The following is a 17,639-nucleotide window of genomic DNA, read 5'->3' on the forward strand; positions in this document are numbered from 1 at the left end:
GACGGCAGCCGCCGTGCATCGGCTACCATTCCGCCCATGCCTTCCAACTCCCCGTACACGCCGTTGCGCGATGGCGACCTGCTGGCCGCCATCGACCTGGGTTCCAACAGTTTCCACATGGTCGTGGCGCGGTATCAGCTCGGGCAGCTGCGGGTGGTGGACCGCCTGCGCGAAACCGTGCGCATGGCCGATGGACTGGACAACAAGGGCGGGCTGTCGGCCGAAGCGCGGCAGCGCGCGCTGGAATGCCTGGCGCGCTTCGGCCAGCGCATCCGCGACGTGCCGTCGCTGCACGTGCGCGCGCTGGCCACCAACACCGTGCGCCAGCTGCGCTCGCCGCAGGCGTTCCTGATTCCCGGCGAAACCGCGCTCGGCCATCCGATCGAAGTGGTCAGCGGCCGCGAGGAAGCGCGCCTGATCTACCTGGGCGTGGCGCATGCGCAGCCGCCCAAGCCGGACCAGCGCCGGCTGGTGATCGACATCGGCGGCGGCTCCACCGAATTCATCATCGGCCGCGGTTTCCAGACCCTGGAGCGCGAAAGCCTGCAGGCCGGCTGCATCGCCAGCACGCGGCGCTTCTTCCCCGGCGGCAAGCTATCGAAGAAGAAATGGAAGGACGCGCTGACCGAGATCGGCGCCGAGTTCCAGCAGTTCGCCGGGCTGTACCGCACGCTGGGCTGGGACGAGGCGCTGGGCTCGTCGGGCACGCACAAGGCGATCGGCGAGATCTGCGCGGCGATGAAGCTGACCAAGGGCGCGATCACCGCCGAGGCGCTGCCGCTGCTGCGCGAACGCCTGCTGCTGGCCAAGCGCATCGAGGACATCGACCTGCCCGGCCTGTCCGCCGACCGTCGGCCGATCATCGCCGGCGGCGTGCTGGTGCTGGAAGCCGCGTTCCAGGCCCTGGGCCTGCAGCGCCTGATGGTCAGCAAGGCGGCCATGCGCGAAGGCATCCTGTACGACATGCTCGGCCGCGGCGGCGAGAACGATCCGCGCGAGACCGCGATCGTCGCGCTCACCCAGCGCTACGGCATCGACGAGGCGCAGGCCGCGCGCGTGGAGGCCACCGCGATGGCGCTGTTCGCGCAGGTCGCCACCGATTGGGCGCTGGACGCCGACGACGAACGCATGCTCGGCTGGGCCGCGCGCCTGCACGAGTTGGGCCAGGCCATCGCGCACAGCCAGTACCACGTGCACGGCGCCTACGTGCTCGAACACTCCGACATCGCCGGTTTCTCGCGGCAGGAGCAGCAGGTGCTGGCGACGCTGGTGCGCACCCATCGCCGCAACGTGCCCAAGACCGCGTTCGACGCCCTGCCCGACCGCCTGCTGCTCGGCGCCAAGCGCAAGGCCGCGCTGCTGCGGCTGGCGGTGCTGCTGCATCGCGCCCACGAATCCGAGCCGATCCCGTCGCTGGACCTGAAGGCCAGCGGCGACGACCTGCACCTGATCCTGTCGCAGCCGTGGATCGAATCGCGGCCGCTGCAGCGCGCCGACCTGATCGGCGAGGTCGAGGGCATGGCGGGATTGGGGATCAATTTCCGGCCATTCGTGGCTTGAAGGCCGGGATTGGGGATTGGGGATTGGGGAGTCGCAGCGCCCTCTAACTGGAGCGCGGCTAAACGTCCTGGGCCGGCGTCATCATTCCTACATGCGGCGGACATGTTGGCTTCACCGCCTCGCGCGAAGCTTTGGCAAACCGGAGCCTGAAGCATGCGCTACGCGATCGTCACCGAGACGTACCCCCCTGAGGTCAACGGCGTCGCGCTGACCGTGCAGGGGCTGGAACTGGGATTGCGTGCGCTCGGCCATCAGGTCGACGTGGTGCGCCCGCGCCAGGTCGGCGATGGGCACGACGACGATGCGCTGCTGGTGCGCGGCGCGGCGCTGCCGCGCTATCCCGGCCTGAAGTTCGGCCTGCCCGCGCCGCGGCGCCTGGCCCGGCTGTGGCAGGCCACGCCGCCGGACGCGGTCTACATCGCCACCGAAGGCCCGCTCGGCTGGTCGGCGCTGCGCACCGCGCGGCGCCTGGGCATCCCGATCGCCACCGGCCTGCACACCCGCTTCGACGAATACCTGCCCCAGTACGGCGCCGCCTGGCTGCAGTCGACCGCGCTGCGCTGGATGCGGCGCTTCCACAACCAGGCCGACGCCACCCTGGTGCCGACCCGCGAACTGCTCGGCTTCCTCGCCGGGCAAGGCTTCGAGCGCGCACGCCTGCTGGCGCGCGCGGTGGACAACCGCCAGTTCGAACCGCAACGCCGCGATGCGCAACTGCGCCGCGAGTGGGGCCTGGAGGCGGACGGTTGCGCGGCGCTGTACGTCGGCCGCATCGCCTCGGAGAAGAACCTGCCGCTGGCGGTGCGCGCGTTCCGCCAACTGCAGCGGGTGCGGCCGGAGGCGCGCTTCGTCTGGGTCGGCGACGGCCCGATGCGCGAGCGCCTGGCGCAGGAAAACCCCGACTTCATCTTCTGCGGCGTGCAGCGCGGCGACGCGCTGGCGCGGCACTTCGCCAGCGGCGACCTGTTCCTGTTCCCCAGCCGCAGCGAGACCTTCGGCAACGTGACCCTGGAAGCGATGGCCAGCGGCGTGGCCACGGTCGCCTTCGACTACGGCGCGGCGCGCGAATACCTGCGCGACGGCATCAACGGCGCGGCGGTGGCCGACGACGACGGCTTCGTCGCCGCGGCGGTACGCCTGGCCGGCGACGACGCCCTGCGCCGGCAGCTGGGCGAGGCCGCCTGCACGGCGATGCAGCAGCTGCGCCCGGAACAGGTCGTGGCCGATTTCGAAGCCCTTCTCGCCGAACTGGCGTACAGCAGGAGGCCCCATGTCGACGCGGCTTGAGATTCTGCGCGGGCACGAAACCCGCTGGTGCCGGCAAGCCAACCACTGGTGCCGGCGGCGCTCGGTGCGGCGCTTCTTCGCGCTGATCAGCCGCCTCGGCGACGGCGTGTTCTGGTACGCGCTGATGACCTTGCTGGTGGTCTGCGACGGCATGGGCGGCGTGTTCGCCTCCGCGCACATGGCCGCCACCGGCGTGGTCGCGCTGAGCCTGTACAAGGGCCTGAAGCGCTGGACCCGGCGCCCGCGCCCGTACGCGGCCGACCTGCGCATCCGCGCCTGGGTGGCGCCGCTGGACGAGTTCAGCTTCCCGTCCGGGCACACCCTGCATGCAGTGTCGTTCGGCATCGTCGCCCTGGCCTACTACCCGTGGCTGGCGCCGCTGCTGATCCCCTTCATCGCCTGCGTGGCGCTGTCGCGGGTGGTGCTGGGCCTGCACTACCCCAGCGACGTGCTCGCCGCCACCGCGATCGGCGCGCTGCTGGCCGGGGTGTCGCTGTGGGTGGTTTGAGGCTGGGAATGGAGAACCGGAAATAGGGAATGGGCAGAGCCGGCGCCTTTTCCATTCCCGATTCCCCATTCTCCATTTCCGGCTCCATTACAATGCGGCAATGACCACGCTGTTCATTTCCGACCTGCATCTGGATCCGGCCCGGCCGGCGATCACCGACCTGTTTCTGGACTTCCTGCGCGGCGAAGCGCGCGCTGCCGAGGCGCTGTACATCCTCGGCGACCTGTTCGAGGCCTGGATCGGCGACGACACGCCGTCGGAAACGGCCGACGCGGTGGCGCTGGAGCTGCGCGCGCTGAGCGACGCCGGGGTGCCGGTGTTGTTCATGCACGGCAACCGCGATTTCCTGCTCGGCACCGACTATGCGCGCCGCGCCGGCATGCGCCTGCTGCCGGATCCGTGCGTGATCGACCTGTACGCCGAGCCGACACTGCTGCTGCACGGCGACCTGCTGTGCACCGACGACACCGCCTACCAGGCGTTCCGCGCGCAGACCCGCGACCCGGCGTTCCAGCAGCAGTTCCTGGCGCAGCCGCTGGCCGCGCGCATCGCCTATGCGCAGCAGGCGCGCGCCGCCAGCCAGGCGCGGCAGGCGGAAATGAAGCAAGGCGACCGCGCCCAGTTCGAAACCGTCACCGACGTGGCGCCGGACGAGGTCGTGGCCAGCTTCGCGCGCTACGGCGTGGCGCGGATGATCCATGGCCATACCCACCGCCCCGCGGTGCACACGCTGGACGCCAACGGCCGCAGCTGCACCCGCATCGTGCTAGGCGACTGGTACGAACAGGGTTCGGTGCTGCGCGTGGATGCGCAGGGTTGCCGGCTGCAGCAGCTGTAATCGGCAGCGGCGGGAAACGCGCGCGCGGAACCCGCGACGGTTACAGCATGCCGCCGGCGTTGTCGCGCGCACGTTGCGCATAGCCGACGAAATCGCCCTCGGCCACGTCGTACCACAGGATCGCGCCGGAGCGTTCGACCCGGTAGCGGTCCCGGACCGGTGCGGTCTGCGGATCGCCCGGACAGCCGTCGCCGTGCTTCTCGCGCACCGCGAAATCGATCGCAGCCGATGCGGCGCTAGCGGGTTCGGTGGTCGCTGACGGCGCTGCACTGGCGTCATCGACCGCGGGTTCGGCATCGGTCTCGGCGGCGTATTGCAGGCACTGCGCATCGGCGTAGACATGGTCGGCCGCCAGCCGCGTCTCCAGCATGTCCAACGCGCGGGTTTGGTCGAACGCCGCCGCAGGCGCATCGCCCGTGGCGGGTGCGGCCGCGGGGGCCGCAGCGGCCGCCGGCGCCTGCGGCGGTGCGGCCGGCGGATCCGCCGCCGGGCCGCAGCCCACGCTCAACATCGCCAGCGCCAAGGCGGCTGGCACGCCCATGCTCTTCAACACCATCGCCGATTCCAGGAGTAATGAGCGGTACACGCCCGGCCATGCCGGACGCGTCGTCGCGCAGCATAGCCGAAGCCGGACGCCGCGGCGTCCGGCCGGCCTGCAGGATCGGCAAGCGTGGCAGTCCGGCGCAGGCCTGGCGCGGCCTGCACCGGAGCGCCCCTGGAACTGCTACCTCAGCGGAACGCGGCGACCGTCGCCTTGGTGTTGACCAGCACGTGCTGGTTGTCCGCGGTGAGGGCATTGCCCATCGGCACGCCGCCGTAGGAAATGTTCGGGTTGGACCAGTAGTTCAGGCGCGGACAGCTGACGGGGCAGTCGTAGGCCATGATCGTGCGCCAGTTGTTGCCGTAGCGGTAACCGTGGCCGTAGGCGTATGGCGTGGTGCTGGAATCGGTGGCGATGTCGTGGCGCGCGCTCTGCAGATGGCCGATCTCGTGGGCGAAGCTGTAGTAGCCGGTGGCGCAATCCCAGTACACCGCGGCGAACGCGGTAGCGGCGGTCGAACCGATCCCCGAGGCCAGGCCGCAGTAGCTGCTGTTGTCGATGATCAGCACGCCGACGTCGGCGGCCACGCTGTTGCGCGTGGTGTGGATGCTGTCCATGTAGCCGTCGCTGGTGCCGCGGAAGCGGGTCAGGTCGGTGGTGAAGTTGCCCGACTCGGTGTAGCTGGTGGTCTGATAGCCGGCGAGCACCATGTTGATGCCGACATTGCTGTTGACATAGCCCTGGTTGGACTCGGCGACCGCCAGCTGCACCAGCGACTGCATGTTGCCGCCGTAGCTGGTCACCGCCTGGTTGGTGGCCACCACCAGCACGCGGATGGTCGCGGTCGCACCGGCGGACGGGGACGCGATGGTGGCGCGGTCGTCGGCCACGGCCTGCGGCATCTGGATGATCGGCAGCAGCGCGTACTCGGCCGGATGCTCGGCGGGCATGCGGCTTTCGTCGACCTCGACCAGCACGTGGCCGCCGCCGACGATCGGACGCAGGTGGAACAGCGTGCCGTTGCTGCGGATGCTGCCGGTGATGGTGTCGCCGCTGCGCACCAGGATCGCCGAGTTCAGCGGATCCAGGCCGGAGCGCGTGCGCGCCTTGGCCGCGGCCGCGTTGCCGAGATTGCCGTACCAGATGCTGTTGCCGCCTTCCAACTGTTCGGTCCTGGTCTGCGTGGCGGTGACGCGCTGGCCCAGCAGGTCCAGCTCCAGCTGCGCCTGGGTGGCATCCACCGCGGCGGCGTCCACGCGTACGCTCTGCACCGCGCCGGTGGACGGATTGGCCAGCACCCGGCTCAATGCGGGCTCGCCGGGGATGGACTTGGAAATGTACTGGCTGCTCTGGAACAGGGGTTTTCCGGCCGCGGAGGCGGAACCGGCGACACACAGGGCAAGCATCGCGGTAAGGCAGCACATCGACTTCATGTCGTACTCCCAGGGGTGGTGAGAAGAGACGGAGCGTCGTCCCTCGCGCAGCAGGCGTCGGGCACAGCGCACGGGGGATTCCGATTAGCCGCTCAGCCAGCGTTCAGCGCAAGCAACAAAATCCATCGTGTTCGCACTCAGAGATGGCCATTCCAGTTAGCGCCGTGATCGCCATCCACGCGACGCCTTCACAGCGCGCGCCTGGCCGCGACGCAGGTCAACGACGACCATTTGGAGCACCGCCCCGCGCCGGCCTGCGCGATGGAGTCGGCCGCTTCGCCGCGTCGGCAGCGCGGCCTCAGCCGGCCTGGCGCTGCAAGGCCAGCAGTTCGTCCTCGTCGAAACCGGCCAGCAGCCGCGCCGGCAGGTTGAACGGGCCGTGCAGGTAGCCGCCGGCGTATTCGCGCAGCAGCTCGGCGAAACGGGCGCGCGGCTCGATGCCGGCGCGCGCGCAATACCAGCGGTACCAGCGCGAGCCGGCGGCGACATGCGCCACTTCCTCGCGCAGGATCAATTCCAGGATCTCGACCGTGGCGGCGTCGTCGAGCGCGCGCAGCTTCACGATCATGCCCGGGGTCACGTCCAGCCCGCGCGCCTCCAGCACGCGCGGCACCAGGGCCATGCGCGCCAGGCCGTCGTGCGCGGTCTTCTCGCACATCTCCCACAGCCCGTTGTGCGCGGCGAAATCGCCGTAGTCGTGGCCCAGCGCACGCAGCCGGTCGCGCAGCAGCGCGAAATGGCGCGATTCGTCGGCGGCCACCGCCACCCAGTCGGCGTAGAACGCGTCGGGCAACCCGCGGAAGCGGTACACCGCATCCCAGGCCAGGTCGATCGCGTTGAGCTCGATGTGCGCGATCGCATGAAGGAAGGCGGCGCGGCCCTCGGCACTGCCCAGTCCGCGCCGCGGCAGGTCGCGCGGATGCACCAGCAACGGCCGCGGCGGGCGGCCCGGCATGCGGATCGGTTCGGGCTCGGCGGCATCCGCCGGCACGCGCAGCGCGCCGGCAGCGAACGCGGCGGCGTAGCGCTGGGTCAGGGCGACCTTGTCCTCGGGCGCGCTGGCGGCCAGGCACAGCCGCGCCGCTTGCAGCAGATCCCCGCCGGCGTGCGCGTCGTGCATCGGTGCGCCACGCAACACCGCGTCAGGCGCGGCGCTTCTTCTTCGCTTCGTCCGAACGCAGCTGCATGATGCGCTCGAAGTAGCCCGGCTCGATGCCGGTGGTGTATTCGCCGTTGAAGCACGAGGAATCGAAGGTCTTCAGTTCCGGGTTGCCCTCGCGCACCGCGGTCTCCAGATCTTCCAGGTCCTGGTAGATCAGCCAGTCGCAGCCGAGGAATTCCTGGATCTCCTGCTCGCTGCGGCCATGCGCGATCAGTTCGTCGGCGGCCGGCATGTCGATGCCGTAGATGTTCGGATAGCGCACCGGCGGCGCGGCGCTGGCCAGGTAGACCTTGCGCGCGCCGGCCTCGCGCGCCATCTGCACGATCTGCCGGCTGGTTGTGCCGCGCACGATCGAATCGTCCACCAGCAGCACCACCCGGTTGCGGAATTCCAGGTGGATCGGATTGAGCTTGCGGCGTACCGACTTCACCCGCTCGACCTGCCCCGGCATGATGAAGGTGCGGCCGACGTAGCGGTTCTTGACGAAGCCCTCGCGGTACTTCACCCCGAGCACGTTGGACATCTCCAGCGCGGCGTCGCGCGAGGTGTCCGGGATCGGGATGATGGTGTCGATGTCGTGGTCCGGGCGCAGGCGCAGGATCTTCTCGCCCAGCTTCATGCCCATGCGCATGCGCGCCTTGTGCACCGAGACGTTGTCGATCATCGAGTCCGGGCGCGCGAAGTACACGTACTCGAAGATGCACGGGGTGTGGTCGGTGGGCGAGGCGCAGACCTCGGAGAACAGCTCGCCGCGGCCGGTGATCACCAGCGCCTCGCCCGGGCGCACGTCGCGCAGGCGGGTGAAGCCGAGGATGTCCAGCGCCGAGGACTCGGAGGCGACGATGTACTCGTCGCCTTCCACGCCCTCGCGCTTGCCCAGCACCAGCGGACGGATGCCGTGCGGGTCGCGGAACGCCACCAGGCCCAGGCCCAGCACCACGCTGACCACCGCGTAGCCGCCCTTGCAGCGACGGTGCACGCCGGCCACCGCGCGGATCGCCGCCTCCGGGGTCAGCATGCGCTGCGCGTCCAGCTCGTAGGCGAACACGTTCAGCAGCACTTCGCTGTCCGAATCGGTGTTGATGTTGCGCCGGTCGGCCTCGAACACCTGCTGGCGCAACGCCTCGGTGTTGATCAGGTTGCCGTTGTGCGCCAGCGCGATGCCGTAGGGCGAATTGACGTAGAACGGCTGCGCCTCGTCCATGCCTTCCGAGCCGGCGGTGGGATAGCGGCAATGGGCGATGCCCACCCGGCCTTCCAGCACCGCCATGCGCTTCTCGTCGAAGACGTCGCGGACCAGGCCATTGGCCTTCTGCACGCGCAGGCGGGTGCCATCGGCGGTGGCGATGCCTGCGGCATCCTGCCCGCGGTGCTGCAGCACGGCCAGGCCGTCATACAGTTGCGCCGCGACATTCTGATTGCCGACGATTCCGACGATGCCACACATGTGAACGCTCTCCGCGGCGACTGCGCCGCTATTGGGAAGGTGGCCGTGCCTGGCCGTTGGATTCGACCCGTGCCGGGTCGTTTGCTGCAGGACGCGCCTGCGCCGGATCGATGTTCGCAGGCAGGACCTGCGTCGGATCGGCGCCGGGCTGCGCGGATTGGGCACCCGGACGCCCCAGGGCCTTGGACATCACGTCCTGCAGGCCGCTGGCCGACAAGGCGTTGCCCAGGACCGCATTATCGCCTGCCGCGGGCAACTTGCCCAAATCCATCTGTTGCAGGTTCATCTGCTGCAGGTTCATCTGCGACATGTTCAGGTCCGGCAGCTGCGGCATGCGCCAGTCCGGCAACTGCGCGCGCATCCAGTGCACGCCGGGGTTCAGTACCGGCAGCACCACCGACTGGCGCCAGGCCGGTTCGCGGGTCAGCGGGGTGAAGCTCATCAGCAGCACCAGCACCGCGGCGAAGAAGCCGCCGCGCAGCGTGCCCAGGCCGAAGCCGAGCGCGCGGTCGGTGCCGGACAGCGCGGTGGCGCGCACCGCGCTGCGGATCACCATGCCGATGATGCCGACCACCGCCATCGTCACCACGAAGGTCAGCGCATAGCCGCCCAGATAGTAGGTCATGCTCGGATGCGCGCCGTCGGCCAGCCAGCGCCCGGCGTCGCCGCCGAACTGGAAGGTGGCCCAGCCGGACAGCAGCCACGACAGCGTGCCGACCACGATGCCGACGAAGCCGCGCAGGGCGCCAAGCAGCGCCGAGACCAGGATCACCGCCAGCAGCACCATATCGATCATGCGCGTCTCCTGCGGCCGGGCCGCGCCATGGCGGCGGCAGCGCGCCGCGGTTCCCTTCCCTGGTCCATGCTTGCGACTCCGTGGGCCGAAGCCCGGTTCAAGGGTGTGGACGTACCATACCGCTGATGCCGACCTTGGAGGCGACCTGCGCGCGCAGCTGCTCGGCGTCGGCGCGATTGGCGACCGGGCCGACCCGCACCCGGTTCAAGGCGCCCTTGTCGGTACGCACCTGCTCGACGAAGGCGCTGAAGCCGGCGGCGCGGACCTTGTCGCGCAAGGCGTTGGCGTCCTCGGCCTTGGCGAAGGCGCCCAGCTGCACGGCAAAGCCGGTACCGGACGCGGCCGGCACGCTCGGCACGCTCGGGGCGGGCTTGGCCGCGGCGACCGGGGCCGGCGTCGCCGCCGGCTTGGCCGGCTCGGGCTTGGCCGGTTCCGGCTTGGGCGCCGCTGCGACGGGCGGCTTGGCCACGGCCACCGGCTTGGCCGGCTCCGGCGGCAGGGTGTCGGTCCTGGCCGGCGCCGCGCTGGCCGCCGGCGTCGCGGCCGCCACCGAGGACGTGCTCGGCGCGTCCAGGGTCACCACCTGCGCATTGACGTCGTTGCGCACCTTCACCGCCTGCAGGCGCACCGATTCGGCCTGGGCGCGGTCGGCATACGGGCCGATGCGCACGCGCCAGGCCTGGCGCCCGCCGATCGTGGCGGTCTCGCGGAAGCCGGGCAACTGCGCCTGCTTGAGCCGCGCGATCACCGCATCGGCGTCCGCCGGGCTGGAGTAGGCGCCGAAATTGACCGCGTAGTTGCCGGCGGCCGCGGTCGGCGGCAACGGCTGCGCGGCGGCGCTGCCAGCCGCGGCCGGCGTGGCCAGGTCGGCGGCATCGGGGTTGTCCTGCACCGGCGCCGGCGCCGCGGCGGGCGCGCTGGCCATGCCCACGGCACCGCCGCTGGGCGTGTCGCCCGGCGTCACCAGCGGCAGTTCGCGGGTCTGGAACTGGCCGTCGGCCGGAGCATCCGGGGCCTTCAGCGGAACATTGGCGACGCCGCTGTCGGGCGCAGGGCCCTTGACCAGCATCGGCAGGAAGATCACGGCGAGCGCCACCAGGACAAGGGCGCCAATCAGTCGCTGTTTCAGGACGGTATCCACGGAAAGCTTGAGGGGGCGGCATGGCGGAGTGCCGCAGCGATTATAAGGTCGGGCCGGCTGCCGGCGGGGTCAGCCGGCTGAATGCAGCCAATGCAAGGCCTCGGCCGCGGTGTGGAACGAGCCGAACACCAGTACCCGGTCGCCCGGCCGCGCCTGCGCCAGGGCCTGCTGCAGCGCCTGCTCCACGTTATCGGCGACCACGCCTGCGGCCGCGTCGGTACTGGCCAGGCGCGCCTGCAACTGCGCGCCGCTCTGGCCGCGCGCGCCGGACAGCCCGGCCAGATGCCAGGCCTCGACCTGCCCGGCCAGCGCCTGCACCACGCCGGCCGCGTCCTTGTCGGCCAGGGCGGCGAACACCGCGCGGGTGGCGCCGCTGCAGGGCTGCGCCTGCAGCGCCGCGGCCAGTTCGCGCGCCGCCTGCGGGTTGTGGCCGACATCGACCAGCACCTCGACGCCGTCGCGCACGAACGGCTGCAGCCGCCCGCGCAGCTGCGCGGCGGCGATGCCCTCGGCATAGGCGGTGCGCGGCAAGGCCTTGCGCAGCGCGCGCAAGGCGGCAATGGCGGTGGCGGCGTTGGCGCGCTGCACCGGCGCGCGCAGCTGCGGCAACGGCAGTTCCAGCTCGGTACCGACGTCGCGCCAGCGCCACTGGTCGGCATCGATCGGCTCATGGAAGAAATCGCTGCCGGCACGGATCGCGTTGGCGCCGATCGCATAGGCGCGGCGCAGCACGCTCGACGGCGGATCGATCTCGCCCAGCACCAGCGGTTTCCACGGCCGCGCGATGCCGGCCTTCTCCGCGCCGATCGCTTCGCGGTCCGACCCCAGCCAGTCGGTGTGGTCGATGTCGACGGTGGTGATCACCGCCACGTCGGCATCGACCAGGTTCACCGCATCCAGGCGCCCACCCAGGCCCACTTCCAGCACCGCCAGGTCCAGCTCGGCCTGCTGGAACAGCCACAGCGCCGCCAGCGTGCCGTATTCGAAATAAGTCAGCGGGGTGTCGCCGCGCGCGACCTCCACCGCCTCGAAGCCGGCCACCAGCTGCGCGTCGCCGGCCTCCTGCCCGCCGATGCGCACGCGCTCGTTGTAGCGCAGCAGGTGCGGCGAGGTATAGCTGCCGACGGTCCAGCCGCCGGCGCGCGCGATCGCCTCGACGAAGGCCACGGTCGAGCCCTTGCCGTTGGTGCCGCCGACGGTGACGACCTTCTTCGCCGGCCGGGCCAGGCCCATGCGCGCGGACACCGCGCGCACGCGCTCCAGGCCCATCGCGATGTCCTGCGGGTGTTGCTGCTCGATGTAGGCGAGCCATTCGGGAAGGGTTTTCATCTGTGTATTTTCAGCCTTTCGACGAGGCGCGTTCGATCACCCGCCCACCTCTTGGAAGCAACAGCTTTCGCGCTGACGCGCGAGTCACTTTTCTTTGCTTGTGCAAAGAAGCGCTTTACAGCAGCCAAAGGCTGATCAAAGTAACCAAAAGAAAGCACACCCGGGCGCCGCGCCCTCCGCGCTTCGCGCTCCGGGTGCGCACGTGGCATGGGCATTTTTCGCAGGCACATCCATGTGCCTGCGAAAAACGGCGCGCCTCGTGCGCGCCGCCCCTTCGGGGTATTCGCCCATGCCACGTGCCGCGTCTGACGGGACCCGAAAAGCGAAGCAAAGGCAAAAACGTGCACTGGGTCAGGACTCGGAGCCGCTATCCAAACTTACGGATTTCGCCGCCTACAGCGCCCGGTGCTTGGCCTCGCCGAAGAACGGCGTGTGGTGCGCGCAATCGTTCAGGCGCACCACTTCCAGGTGCTCGACGTCCGGGCCTTCCAGCAGGTTCAGCGTGGTCGGCGCCTGGCGGAAGCTCCACAGCTTGGCGATCGGCAGGCCCAGTACCCGGCACAGGATCACCCGGTTGACCGCATCGTGCGCCACCACCAGCAAGGTGTCCTCCTCGCCCAGACCCTCGGCGGCGCGGGTCAGGCCGCGCCAGGAACGGTCCAGCACCTGCCGCAGCGACTCGCCCCCCGGCATCAGCACCGTGTCCGGCTCCTCGCGCCAGGCGCGCAGGCGTGCCGGATCCTTGTCGTTGATCTCGCTGGCGAGCAGGCCTTCCCATTCGCCGTGCGCGATCTCCTGCAGGTCCGGATCGGTCAGCAGCATCGCCTCGCGCTGCGCGCCCAGCGCGTAGCGGGCGGTGCTCTGCGCGCGCGACAGCGGCGAGGCCACCGCGCGGGTCAGCGGCACCTCGCGCAAACGCGCGCCCAGCGCCTGCGCCTGCGCCTCGCCGACCGGCGACAACGCGATGTCGATCTGGCCCTGGTAGCGGCCTTCGGCGTTCCACGGGGTTTCGCCGTGACGAGCGAGCAGGATGCGCATGCGCTGGAATTCCGTTGGGGGGAGAGGTTCCCGTCTCGCGAGCGAAAACGGAGCGGCATGATACCTGCTCCGTCGCCGGAAACCCCCGAACCGCCTCCCGCTCCGCCGCCGCAACCGTCGCCGTTTAGCGGCGGGCAGGCCGCGCGGTGGCGACGGTCGCGTGTCGCCCCCGCGCGATGCGGTTACTGCTTCAGGTTCAGCTCCTTCAGCAGCCGCGGCGCCGGCGCCACTTCCTGCATGATCCAGTGCAGATAACGCGTATCGACCGCGATCATCCGGGTCATGGCCGGGTCGAACACCCAGTTGGAGCTCACCGACTCCCAGTTGCCGTCGAACGCCAGCCCGACCAGCTTGCCCTGCGCATCGAGCACCGGCGAGCCGGAGTTGCCGCCGGTGATGTCCAGGTCGGACAGGAAATCGACCGGCACCGAACCCAGCCGCTTGTCCTCCAGCCCGCCGTAGCGCTTGGCCTTGGCCGCATCGAGCAGGGCCTTGGGCGAATCGAACGGGTCGGCGCCGGTGTCCTTGGCCAGCACGCCTTCCAGCGTGGTGAACGGGGTGTAGGCCACGCCGTCCTTGGGCGTGTAGCCCTTGACGTTGCCGAAGGTGATGCGCAACGAGGAGTTGGCGTCCGGGTACACCGATTCGCCCTGGCTCTTCCTGTAGTCGGCCAGCGCCTGCAGGTAACGCGGACGCGCCAGCAGTTCCTCGCCTTCGCGGCGCTTCTCCTCGCGCTCGATCTGCAGCAGCGCCGGCATCAGCGCCACCGCATAGCGCAGCGCCGGGTCGGCGCTGGATTCGAACGCGGCGCGGTCGGCGCGCAACCACTTCAGGCGTTCCTCGGTGCTGCCCAGCTTGGTGCCGGCCAGCCGCGCCGCGGCGGCCTGCGCATCGGCGCCGGCCAGCCACTGGTCCAGCGCCGGCAGCCGCTGCGCCTTCGGCAGCTTCAGGTACTGCTCGAACCAGTAGCGCTGCAGCTGGCTGTCCATCGCGGCGACGTAGCGGCGCTCCATCTGCTTCTGCGCGCCCTCGATCTCCGGCAGGTCGCGCTCCTGGTAGCCGGGTTCGCGCTCGGCGTCGGGCTTGGCGCGCTCGATCGCCAGGCGGTACAGCGACACCGCGCTGCCGAGCACGCCGGTACGGCGCATCTGGCGCAGGATCAAATCGCGGTCGCGGGTGGCCTTGGCCTGCTCGTCCAGCGCCAGCAGCTGCGCATGCGCCTGCAGCGCGGCACGGCCGTCGCGGCCCTGGCGCTTGAGCCAGGCCAGCACCGCGCGTTCCTCGGCCTGCTTCTGCGCGGCCGCGTCGATGCGCTTGAAGCCTTCCAGCTGCCCTTCGTAGTTCTTGGCGACGTTGTTCCAGCTGGCCATCGTGGCCGCGTACTTCACCTGGATGTCCGGGTCCTGCTTGCCGGCCTGCTCGACCAGCCCGATCAGGTCGCGGTACTGGCGCGCGGCGGTGGGATAGGCCCAGTCGGCGGTGTCCTGGAATTCGGACGCCAGCGCGTAACGGTTGGTGCGCCCCGGATAGCCGGCCACCATCACGAAGTCGCCGGCGCCCAGCGGCTGGTCGGCGAATTTCAGGAAATGCCTGGGCTGGTACGGCACGTTGTCCTTGGCGTAGGCCGCCGGCTTGCCGTCCTTGCCGACATAGGCGCGGTAGAACGAGAAATCGCCGGTGTGGCGCGGCCACATCCAATTGTCGACGTCGCCGCCGAACTTGCCGATGCCCGACGGCGGCGCATAGGCCAGACGCACGTCGCGGATCTCCAGGGTACGGAACAGGCGGTAGGTATTGCCGCCGGAAAAGCTGTACAGCTCGCAGCGGTAGCCGGCCTCGGCTTCGCAGGCCGCGACCTGGGCCTTGTCGAACGCCTCCAGCGCCTGGGTGCGCTTGAGCGCGTCGCTGCCGGCGGCGGCCATCGCGGCCTTGGCCTGCTCGGTGACGTCGCTGATGCGGTCGAGCACGTAGATGCGCGCGTTCGGCCCGGCGCTGAGCTCGGCGCCGTTGCTGGCCGCGCTGAAACCGTCGCGGATCAGGTTCTTCTGCGGCGTGGAGTTGAGCTGGATCGCGCCGTAGGCGCAATGATGGTTGGTCACCACCAGGCCCTGCGGCGACACGAAGCTGGCAGTGCAGCCGCCCAGCGACACCACCGCGCCCATCGGATCGCCGGTCAGGTCGGCCAGTTGCTGCGGCGACAGCTTCAACCCGGCCTGCTGCAGTTGGCCGGCGATCTCCGGCAATTGCTGCGGCACCCACATGCCTTCGCCGGCATGGGCGGCCGGGGCACAGGCCAGGGTGGCGACGACGGCGACAGCCAGCAGATTCGAGCGCATCGAATGGATTCCTTCGGGACAGGCATGAAATAGACGTTAGATTGTAACGAATGCAACCGACGCCACCAGCATGACCAACGGCACCCCGCACGCGCCGCAGCATGGCCGCGTCCGCGGCCGGCTTATACTTCGCGCCCTCTCAACCCGAGTCTTGCACCGCCATGGCGCAAACAATGAAGGCGCTGGTCAAGCGCGACGCAGCCAAGGGCATCTGGCTGGAACAGGTGCCGGTGCCGGTGCCCGGCCCCAACGAAGTGCTGGTCAAGCTGGAGAAGACCGCGATCTGCGGTACCGACCTGCACATCTATCTGTGGGACGAATGGAGCCAGCGCACGATCAAGCCCGGCCTGACCATCGGCCACGAGTTCGTCGGCCGCATCGCCGAACTCGGCTCGGCGGTCAGCGGCTACCAAGTCGGCCAGCGCGTCTCGGCCGAAGGCCACATCGTCTGCGGCCATTGCCGCAACTGCCGTGGCGGCCGCCCGCACCTGTGCCCGAACACGGTCGGCATCGGCGTCAACGTCAACGGCGCCTTCGCCGAATACATGGTGATGCCGGCCTCCAACCTGTGGCCGATCCCGGACCAGATCCCGTCCGAACTGGCCGCGTTCTTCGATCCGTACGGCAACGCCGCGCATTGCGCGCTGGAGTTCGACGTGATCGGCGAGGACGTGCTGATCACCGGCGCCGGCCCGATCGGCATCATCGCCGCCGGCATCTGCAAGCACATCGGCGCGCGCAACGTGGTGGTCACCGACGTCAACGATTTCCGCCTCAAGCTCGCCGCCGACATGGGCGCCACGCGCGTGGTCAACGTCGCCAACACCTCGCTGAAGGAGGTGATGGCCGACCTGCACATGGAAGGCTTCGACGTGGGCCTGGAGATGAGCGGCAACCCGCGCGCGTTCAACGACATGCTCGACTGCATGTACCACGGCGGCAAGATCGCCATGCTCGGCATCATGCCGCGCGGCGCCGGTTGCGACTGGGACAAGATCATCTTCAAGGGCCTGACCGTGCAGGGCATCTACGGCCGCAAGATGTACGAGACCTGGTACAAGATGACCCAGCTGGTGCTGTCCGGCTTCCCGCTCGGCAAGGTGCTGACCCACCAGCTGACCATCGACGAATTCCAGAAGGGCTTCGACCTGATGGAAGAAGGCAAGGCCGGCAAGGTGGTGTTGAGCTGGTGAGGTCCGGCGCGGCGGCGGCGATGCCGCGTGCTGCGCCGCCAGGACGTGCGTCGTCGGCCTGGCGATCGCACAAAGAAGAAGGGCGCCGCCAGGCGCCCTTCTTCGTTCGCGACGGTGTTGCGCGGATCAGAACGCGATCGTTCCCGAGACCGCGAAGCGGTGGTCGGCCAGCTTCTTGGTGAAGTTCTGGTTGCCCTTGTCGTCGGTGTCGTAGTAGCCCACGCTCAGCGCCAGCGGACCGACCATCTTGCCGACGCTGACGCTGTAGTCGGTGTAGTCCTGGTACTGCGACAACGCGCTGGCATAGGTGGTGCGGCCGACGTGCGCGCCGATGCTGAAGTCGTTCGGCAGGCTCCAGTTCCCGTCCAGCGCGTAGTAGAAGCTGTCCTCGTCCAGGTTGTAGACGTCGTCGGTATACGCCACGGTCAAGGAGTAGGTCTTGAGGAACTTGGTCTTGGTGATCAGTTCGTTGTAGTTCGACTTGCCGGCGCCCGGATAACCGTAGCGGTTGACCATCACGTCGAAGTTCCAGTTCTCGGAGAAATCGACGTTGTAGCCGATGAAGCCGTCCACTTCCCAATCCGGGTCGCCGGCGCCGAAATCGACGTTGGAACCCCAGGTGCCGACGTACAGGCCGAACGGCGAGGTGTAGGTGAGGCCGGCCTGGAACGCAGGGCCTTCGTTGGTCTGCGAGACGCCGCGGAACACGTAGTCGCTGACCACGCCATAGGAGCCGGTAATCGGCGAGGCAGCAGCCTCGTCCTGGGCCAACGCACTCAGCGGGGAGGCGGCCAGCGCCACGGCCAGGGCGACACCAAGCTTGATCTTGTTCACCGGTAATTCTCCTGCGGTTGACGAGGGGGTGGTTCCAGCGCGCACTGCCATGCTGGCTTCACACTTTTTTAACCGGTTTTTTCTTGCAGTGCAACACTTTCAAGACAAACCAAGTCATCGCAGGCCTTGCGGCTGCTTCCTTCGGGTCAAACCTTGTCTACGCCATGCGCCCGCGGTCTGCGCCGCGCCAGCGGAC

At 69.5% G+C, this 17,639-nt stretch carries 15 protein-coding genes; 5 read left to right on the forward strand and 10 right to left on the reverse strand.

The genetic code is table 11. From position 1 onward, the window contains the following. Window positions 1–36: 36 nt before the first annotated feature. From ppx to lpxH, 4 genes are all read left to right on the forward strand, one after another. A complete protein-coding gene (gene ppx, locus NRY95_16670; GenBank protein UYC15334.1) occupies window positions 37–1,560 on the forward strand; it encodes an exopolyphosphatase in 1,524 nt (507 codons plus the stop codon). 153 nt (window positions 1,561–1,713) lie between these two features. Next, a complete protein-coding gene (locus NRY95_16675; GenBank protein ID UYC15335.1) occupies window positions 1,714–2,847 on the forward strand; it encodes a glycosyltransferase family 1 protein in 1,134 nt (377 codons plus the stop codon). Continuing rightward, window positions 2,831–3,355 carry a phosphatase PAP2 family protein gene (locus NRY95_16680; GenBank protein UYC15336.1) on the forward strand — a complete coding sequence of 175 codons (525 nt, stop codon included), beginning with the start codon at window positions 2,831–2,833 and terminating at the stop codon, window positions 3,353–3,355. The genes NRY95_16675 and NRY95_16680 overlap by 17 nt, the downstream gene beginning before the upstream one ends. 100 nt (window positions 3,356–3,455) lie before the next feature. Further along, window positions 3,456–4,193 carry a UDP-2,3-diacylglucosamine diphosphatase gene (gene lpxH, locus NRY95_16685; protein ID UYC15337.1) on the forward strand — a complete coding sequence of 246 codons (738 nt, stop codon included), beginning with the start codon at window positions 3,456–3,458 and terminating at the stop codon, window positions 4,191–4,193. A gap of 40 nt (window positions 4,194–4,233) precedes the next feature. On the opposite strand, the gene NRY95_16690 is transcribed toward lpxH, so the two are convergent. The 9 genes from NRY95_16690 to NRY95_16730 all read right to left on the reverse strand — a co-directional run bounded on the left by NRY95_16690 (window position 4,234) and on the right by NRY95_16730 (window position 15,416). Then, complete coding sequence (locus NRY95_16690; GenBank protein UYC15338.1) at window positions 4,234–4,749, reverse strand: hypothetical protein; 516 nt, start codon at window positions 4,747–4,749, stop codon at window positions 4,234–4,236. A gap of 173 nt (window positions 4,750–4,922) precedes the next feature. Continuing rightward, window positions 4,923–6,167 carry a zinc-dependent metalloprotease gene (locus NRY95_16695; GenBank protein UYC15339.1) on the reverse strand — a complete coding sequence of 415 codons (1,245 nt, stop codon included), beginning with the start codon at window positions 6,165–6,167 and terminating at the stop codon, window positions 4,923–4,925. Between the two features lie 298 nt (window positions 6,168–6,465). Then, a complete protein-coding gene (locus NRY95_16700) occupies window positions 6,466–7,287 on the reverse strand; it encodes a ferritin-like domain-containing protein (protein ID UYC15340.1) in 822 nt (273 codons plus the stop codon). Between the two features lie 22 nt (window positions 7,288–7,309). Further along, window positions 7,310–8,776: an amidophosphoribosyltransferase gene (gene purF, locus NRY95_16705; protein ID UYC15341.1), complete on the reverse strand. Its 1,467-nt coding sequence runs from the start codon at window positions 8,774–8,776 to the stop codon at window positions 7,310–7,312. Window positions 8,777–8,804: 28 nt separating this feature from the next. Continuing rightward, the gene (locus NRY95_16710) at window positions 8,805–9,572 is read right to left on the reverse strand and encodes a CvpA family protein (GenBank protein ID UYC15342.1); all 768 of its coding nucleotides are present in this window, start codon (window positions 9,570–9,572) and stop codon (window positions 8,805–8,807) included. 97 nt (window positions 9,573–9,669) lie between these two features. Beyond that, the gene (locus NRY95_16715) at window positions 9,670–10,713 is read right to left on the reverse strand and encodes an SPOR domain-containing protein (protein UYC15343.1); all 1,044 of its coding nucleotides are present in this window, start codon (window positions 10,711–10,713) and stop codon (window positions 9,670–9,672) included. Between the two features lie 69 nt (window positions 10,714–10,782). Continuing rightward, a complete protein-coding gene (gene folC, locus NRY95_16720; GenBank protein UYC15344.1) occupies window positions 10,783–12,042 on the reverse strand; it encodes a bifunctional tetrahydrofolate synthase/dihydrofolate synthase in 1,260 nt (419 codons plus the stop codon). Window positions 12,043–12,435: 393 nt separating this feature from the next. Beyond that, a complete protein-coding gene (locus tag NRY95_16725; GenBank protein ID UYC15345.1) occupies window positions 12,436–13,080 on the reverse strand; it encodes a histidine phosphatase family protein in 645 nt (214 codons plus the stop codon). A gap of 182 nt (window positions 13,081–13,262) precedes the next feature. Next, complete coding sequence (locus tag NRY95_16730; protein ID UYC15346.1) at window positions 13,263–15,416, reverse strand: S46 family peptidase; 2,154 nt, start codon at window positions 15,414–15,416, stop codon at window positions 13,263–13,265. Between the two features lie 161 nt (window positions 15,417–15,577). Here NRY95_16730 and tdh point away from each other — a divergent pair, with 161 nt between their 5' ends. Then, window positions 15,578–16,609, forward strand: a complete 1,032-nt coding sequence (tdh, locus tag NRY95_16735; protein UYC15347.1) for an L-threonine 3-dehydrogenase — start codon at window positions 15,578–15,580, stop codon at window positions 16,607–16,609. A 126-nt stretch (window positions 16,610–16,735) separates the two neighbouring features. Here the strand turns inward: tdh and NRY95_16740 are convergent, their stop codons facing one another. Continuing rightward, window positions 16,736–17,443, reverse strand: a complete 708-nt coding sequence (locus NRY95_16740; protein ID UYC15348.1) for a TorF family putative porin — start codon at window positions 17,441–17,443, stop codon at window positions 16,736–16,738. Between the last annotated feature and the right edge of the window lie 196 nt (window positions 17,444–17,639).

This window comes from Xanthomonas campestris pv. phormiicola, from assembly GCA_025666215.1.
Taxonomy (GTDB): domain Bacteria; phylum Pseudomonadota; class Gammaproteobacteria; order Xanthomonadales; family Xanthomonadaceae; genus Xanthomonas_A; species Xanthomonas_A campestris_A.

Bases quoted from the DNA above. Each gene is read 5' to 3' on its own strand.
- NRY95_16675 (UYC15335.1), top strand. From the start codon at position 1,714: ATGCGCTACGCGATCGTCACCGAGACGTACCCCCCTGAGGTCAACGGC.
- NRY95_16710 (UYC15342.1), bottom strand. From the start codon at position 9,572: ATGATCGATATGGTGCTGCTGGCGGTGATCCTGGTCTCGGCGCTGCTT.
- NRY95_16730 (UYC15346.1), bottom strand. From the start codon at position 15,416: ATGCGCTCGAATCTGCTGGCTGTCGCCGTCGTCGCCACCCTGGCCTGT.
- ppx (UYC15334.1), top strand. From the start codon at position 37: ATGCCTTCCAACTCCCCGTACACGCCGTTGCGCGATGGCGACCTGCTG.
- NRY95_16725 (UYC15345.1), bottom strand. From the start codon at position 13,080: ATGCGCATCCTGCTCGCTCGTCACGGCGAAACCCCGTGGAACGCCGAA.
- NRY95_16680 (UYC15336.1), top strand. From the start codon at position 2,831: ATGTCGACGCGGCTTGAGATTCTGCGCGGGCACGAAACCCGCTGGTGC.
- NRY95_16695 (UYC15339.1), bottom strand. From the start codon at position 6,167: ATGAAGTCGATGTGCTGCCTTACCGCGATGCTTGCCCTGTGTGTCGCC.
- purF (UYC15341.1), bottom strand. From the start codon at position 8,776: ATGTGTGGCATCGTCGGAATCGTCGGCAATCAGAATGTCGCGGCGCAA.
- folC (UYC15344.1), bottom strand. From the start codon at position 12,042: ATGAAAACCCTTCCCGAATGGCTCGCCTACATCGAGCAGCAACACCCG.
- NRY95_16690 (UYC15338.1), bottom strand. From the start codon at position 4,749: ATGGTGTTGAAGAGCATGGGCGTGCCAGCCGCCTTGGCGCTGGCGATG.
- tdh (UYC15347.1), top strand. From the start codon at position 15,578: ATGGCGCAAACAATGAAGGCGCTGGTCAAGCGCGACGCAGCCAAGGGC.
- lpxH (UYC15337.1), top strand. From the start codon at position 3,456: ATGACCACGCTGTTCATTTCCGACCTGCATCTGGATCCGGCCCGGCCG.
- NRY95_16700 (UYC15340.1), bottom strand. From the start codon at position 7,287: ATGCACGACGCGCACGCCGGCGGGGATCTGCTGCAAGCGGCGCGGCTG.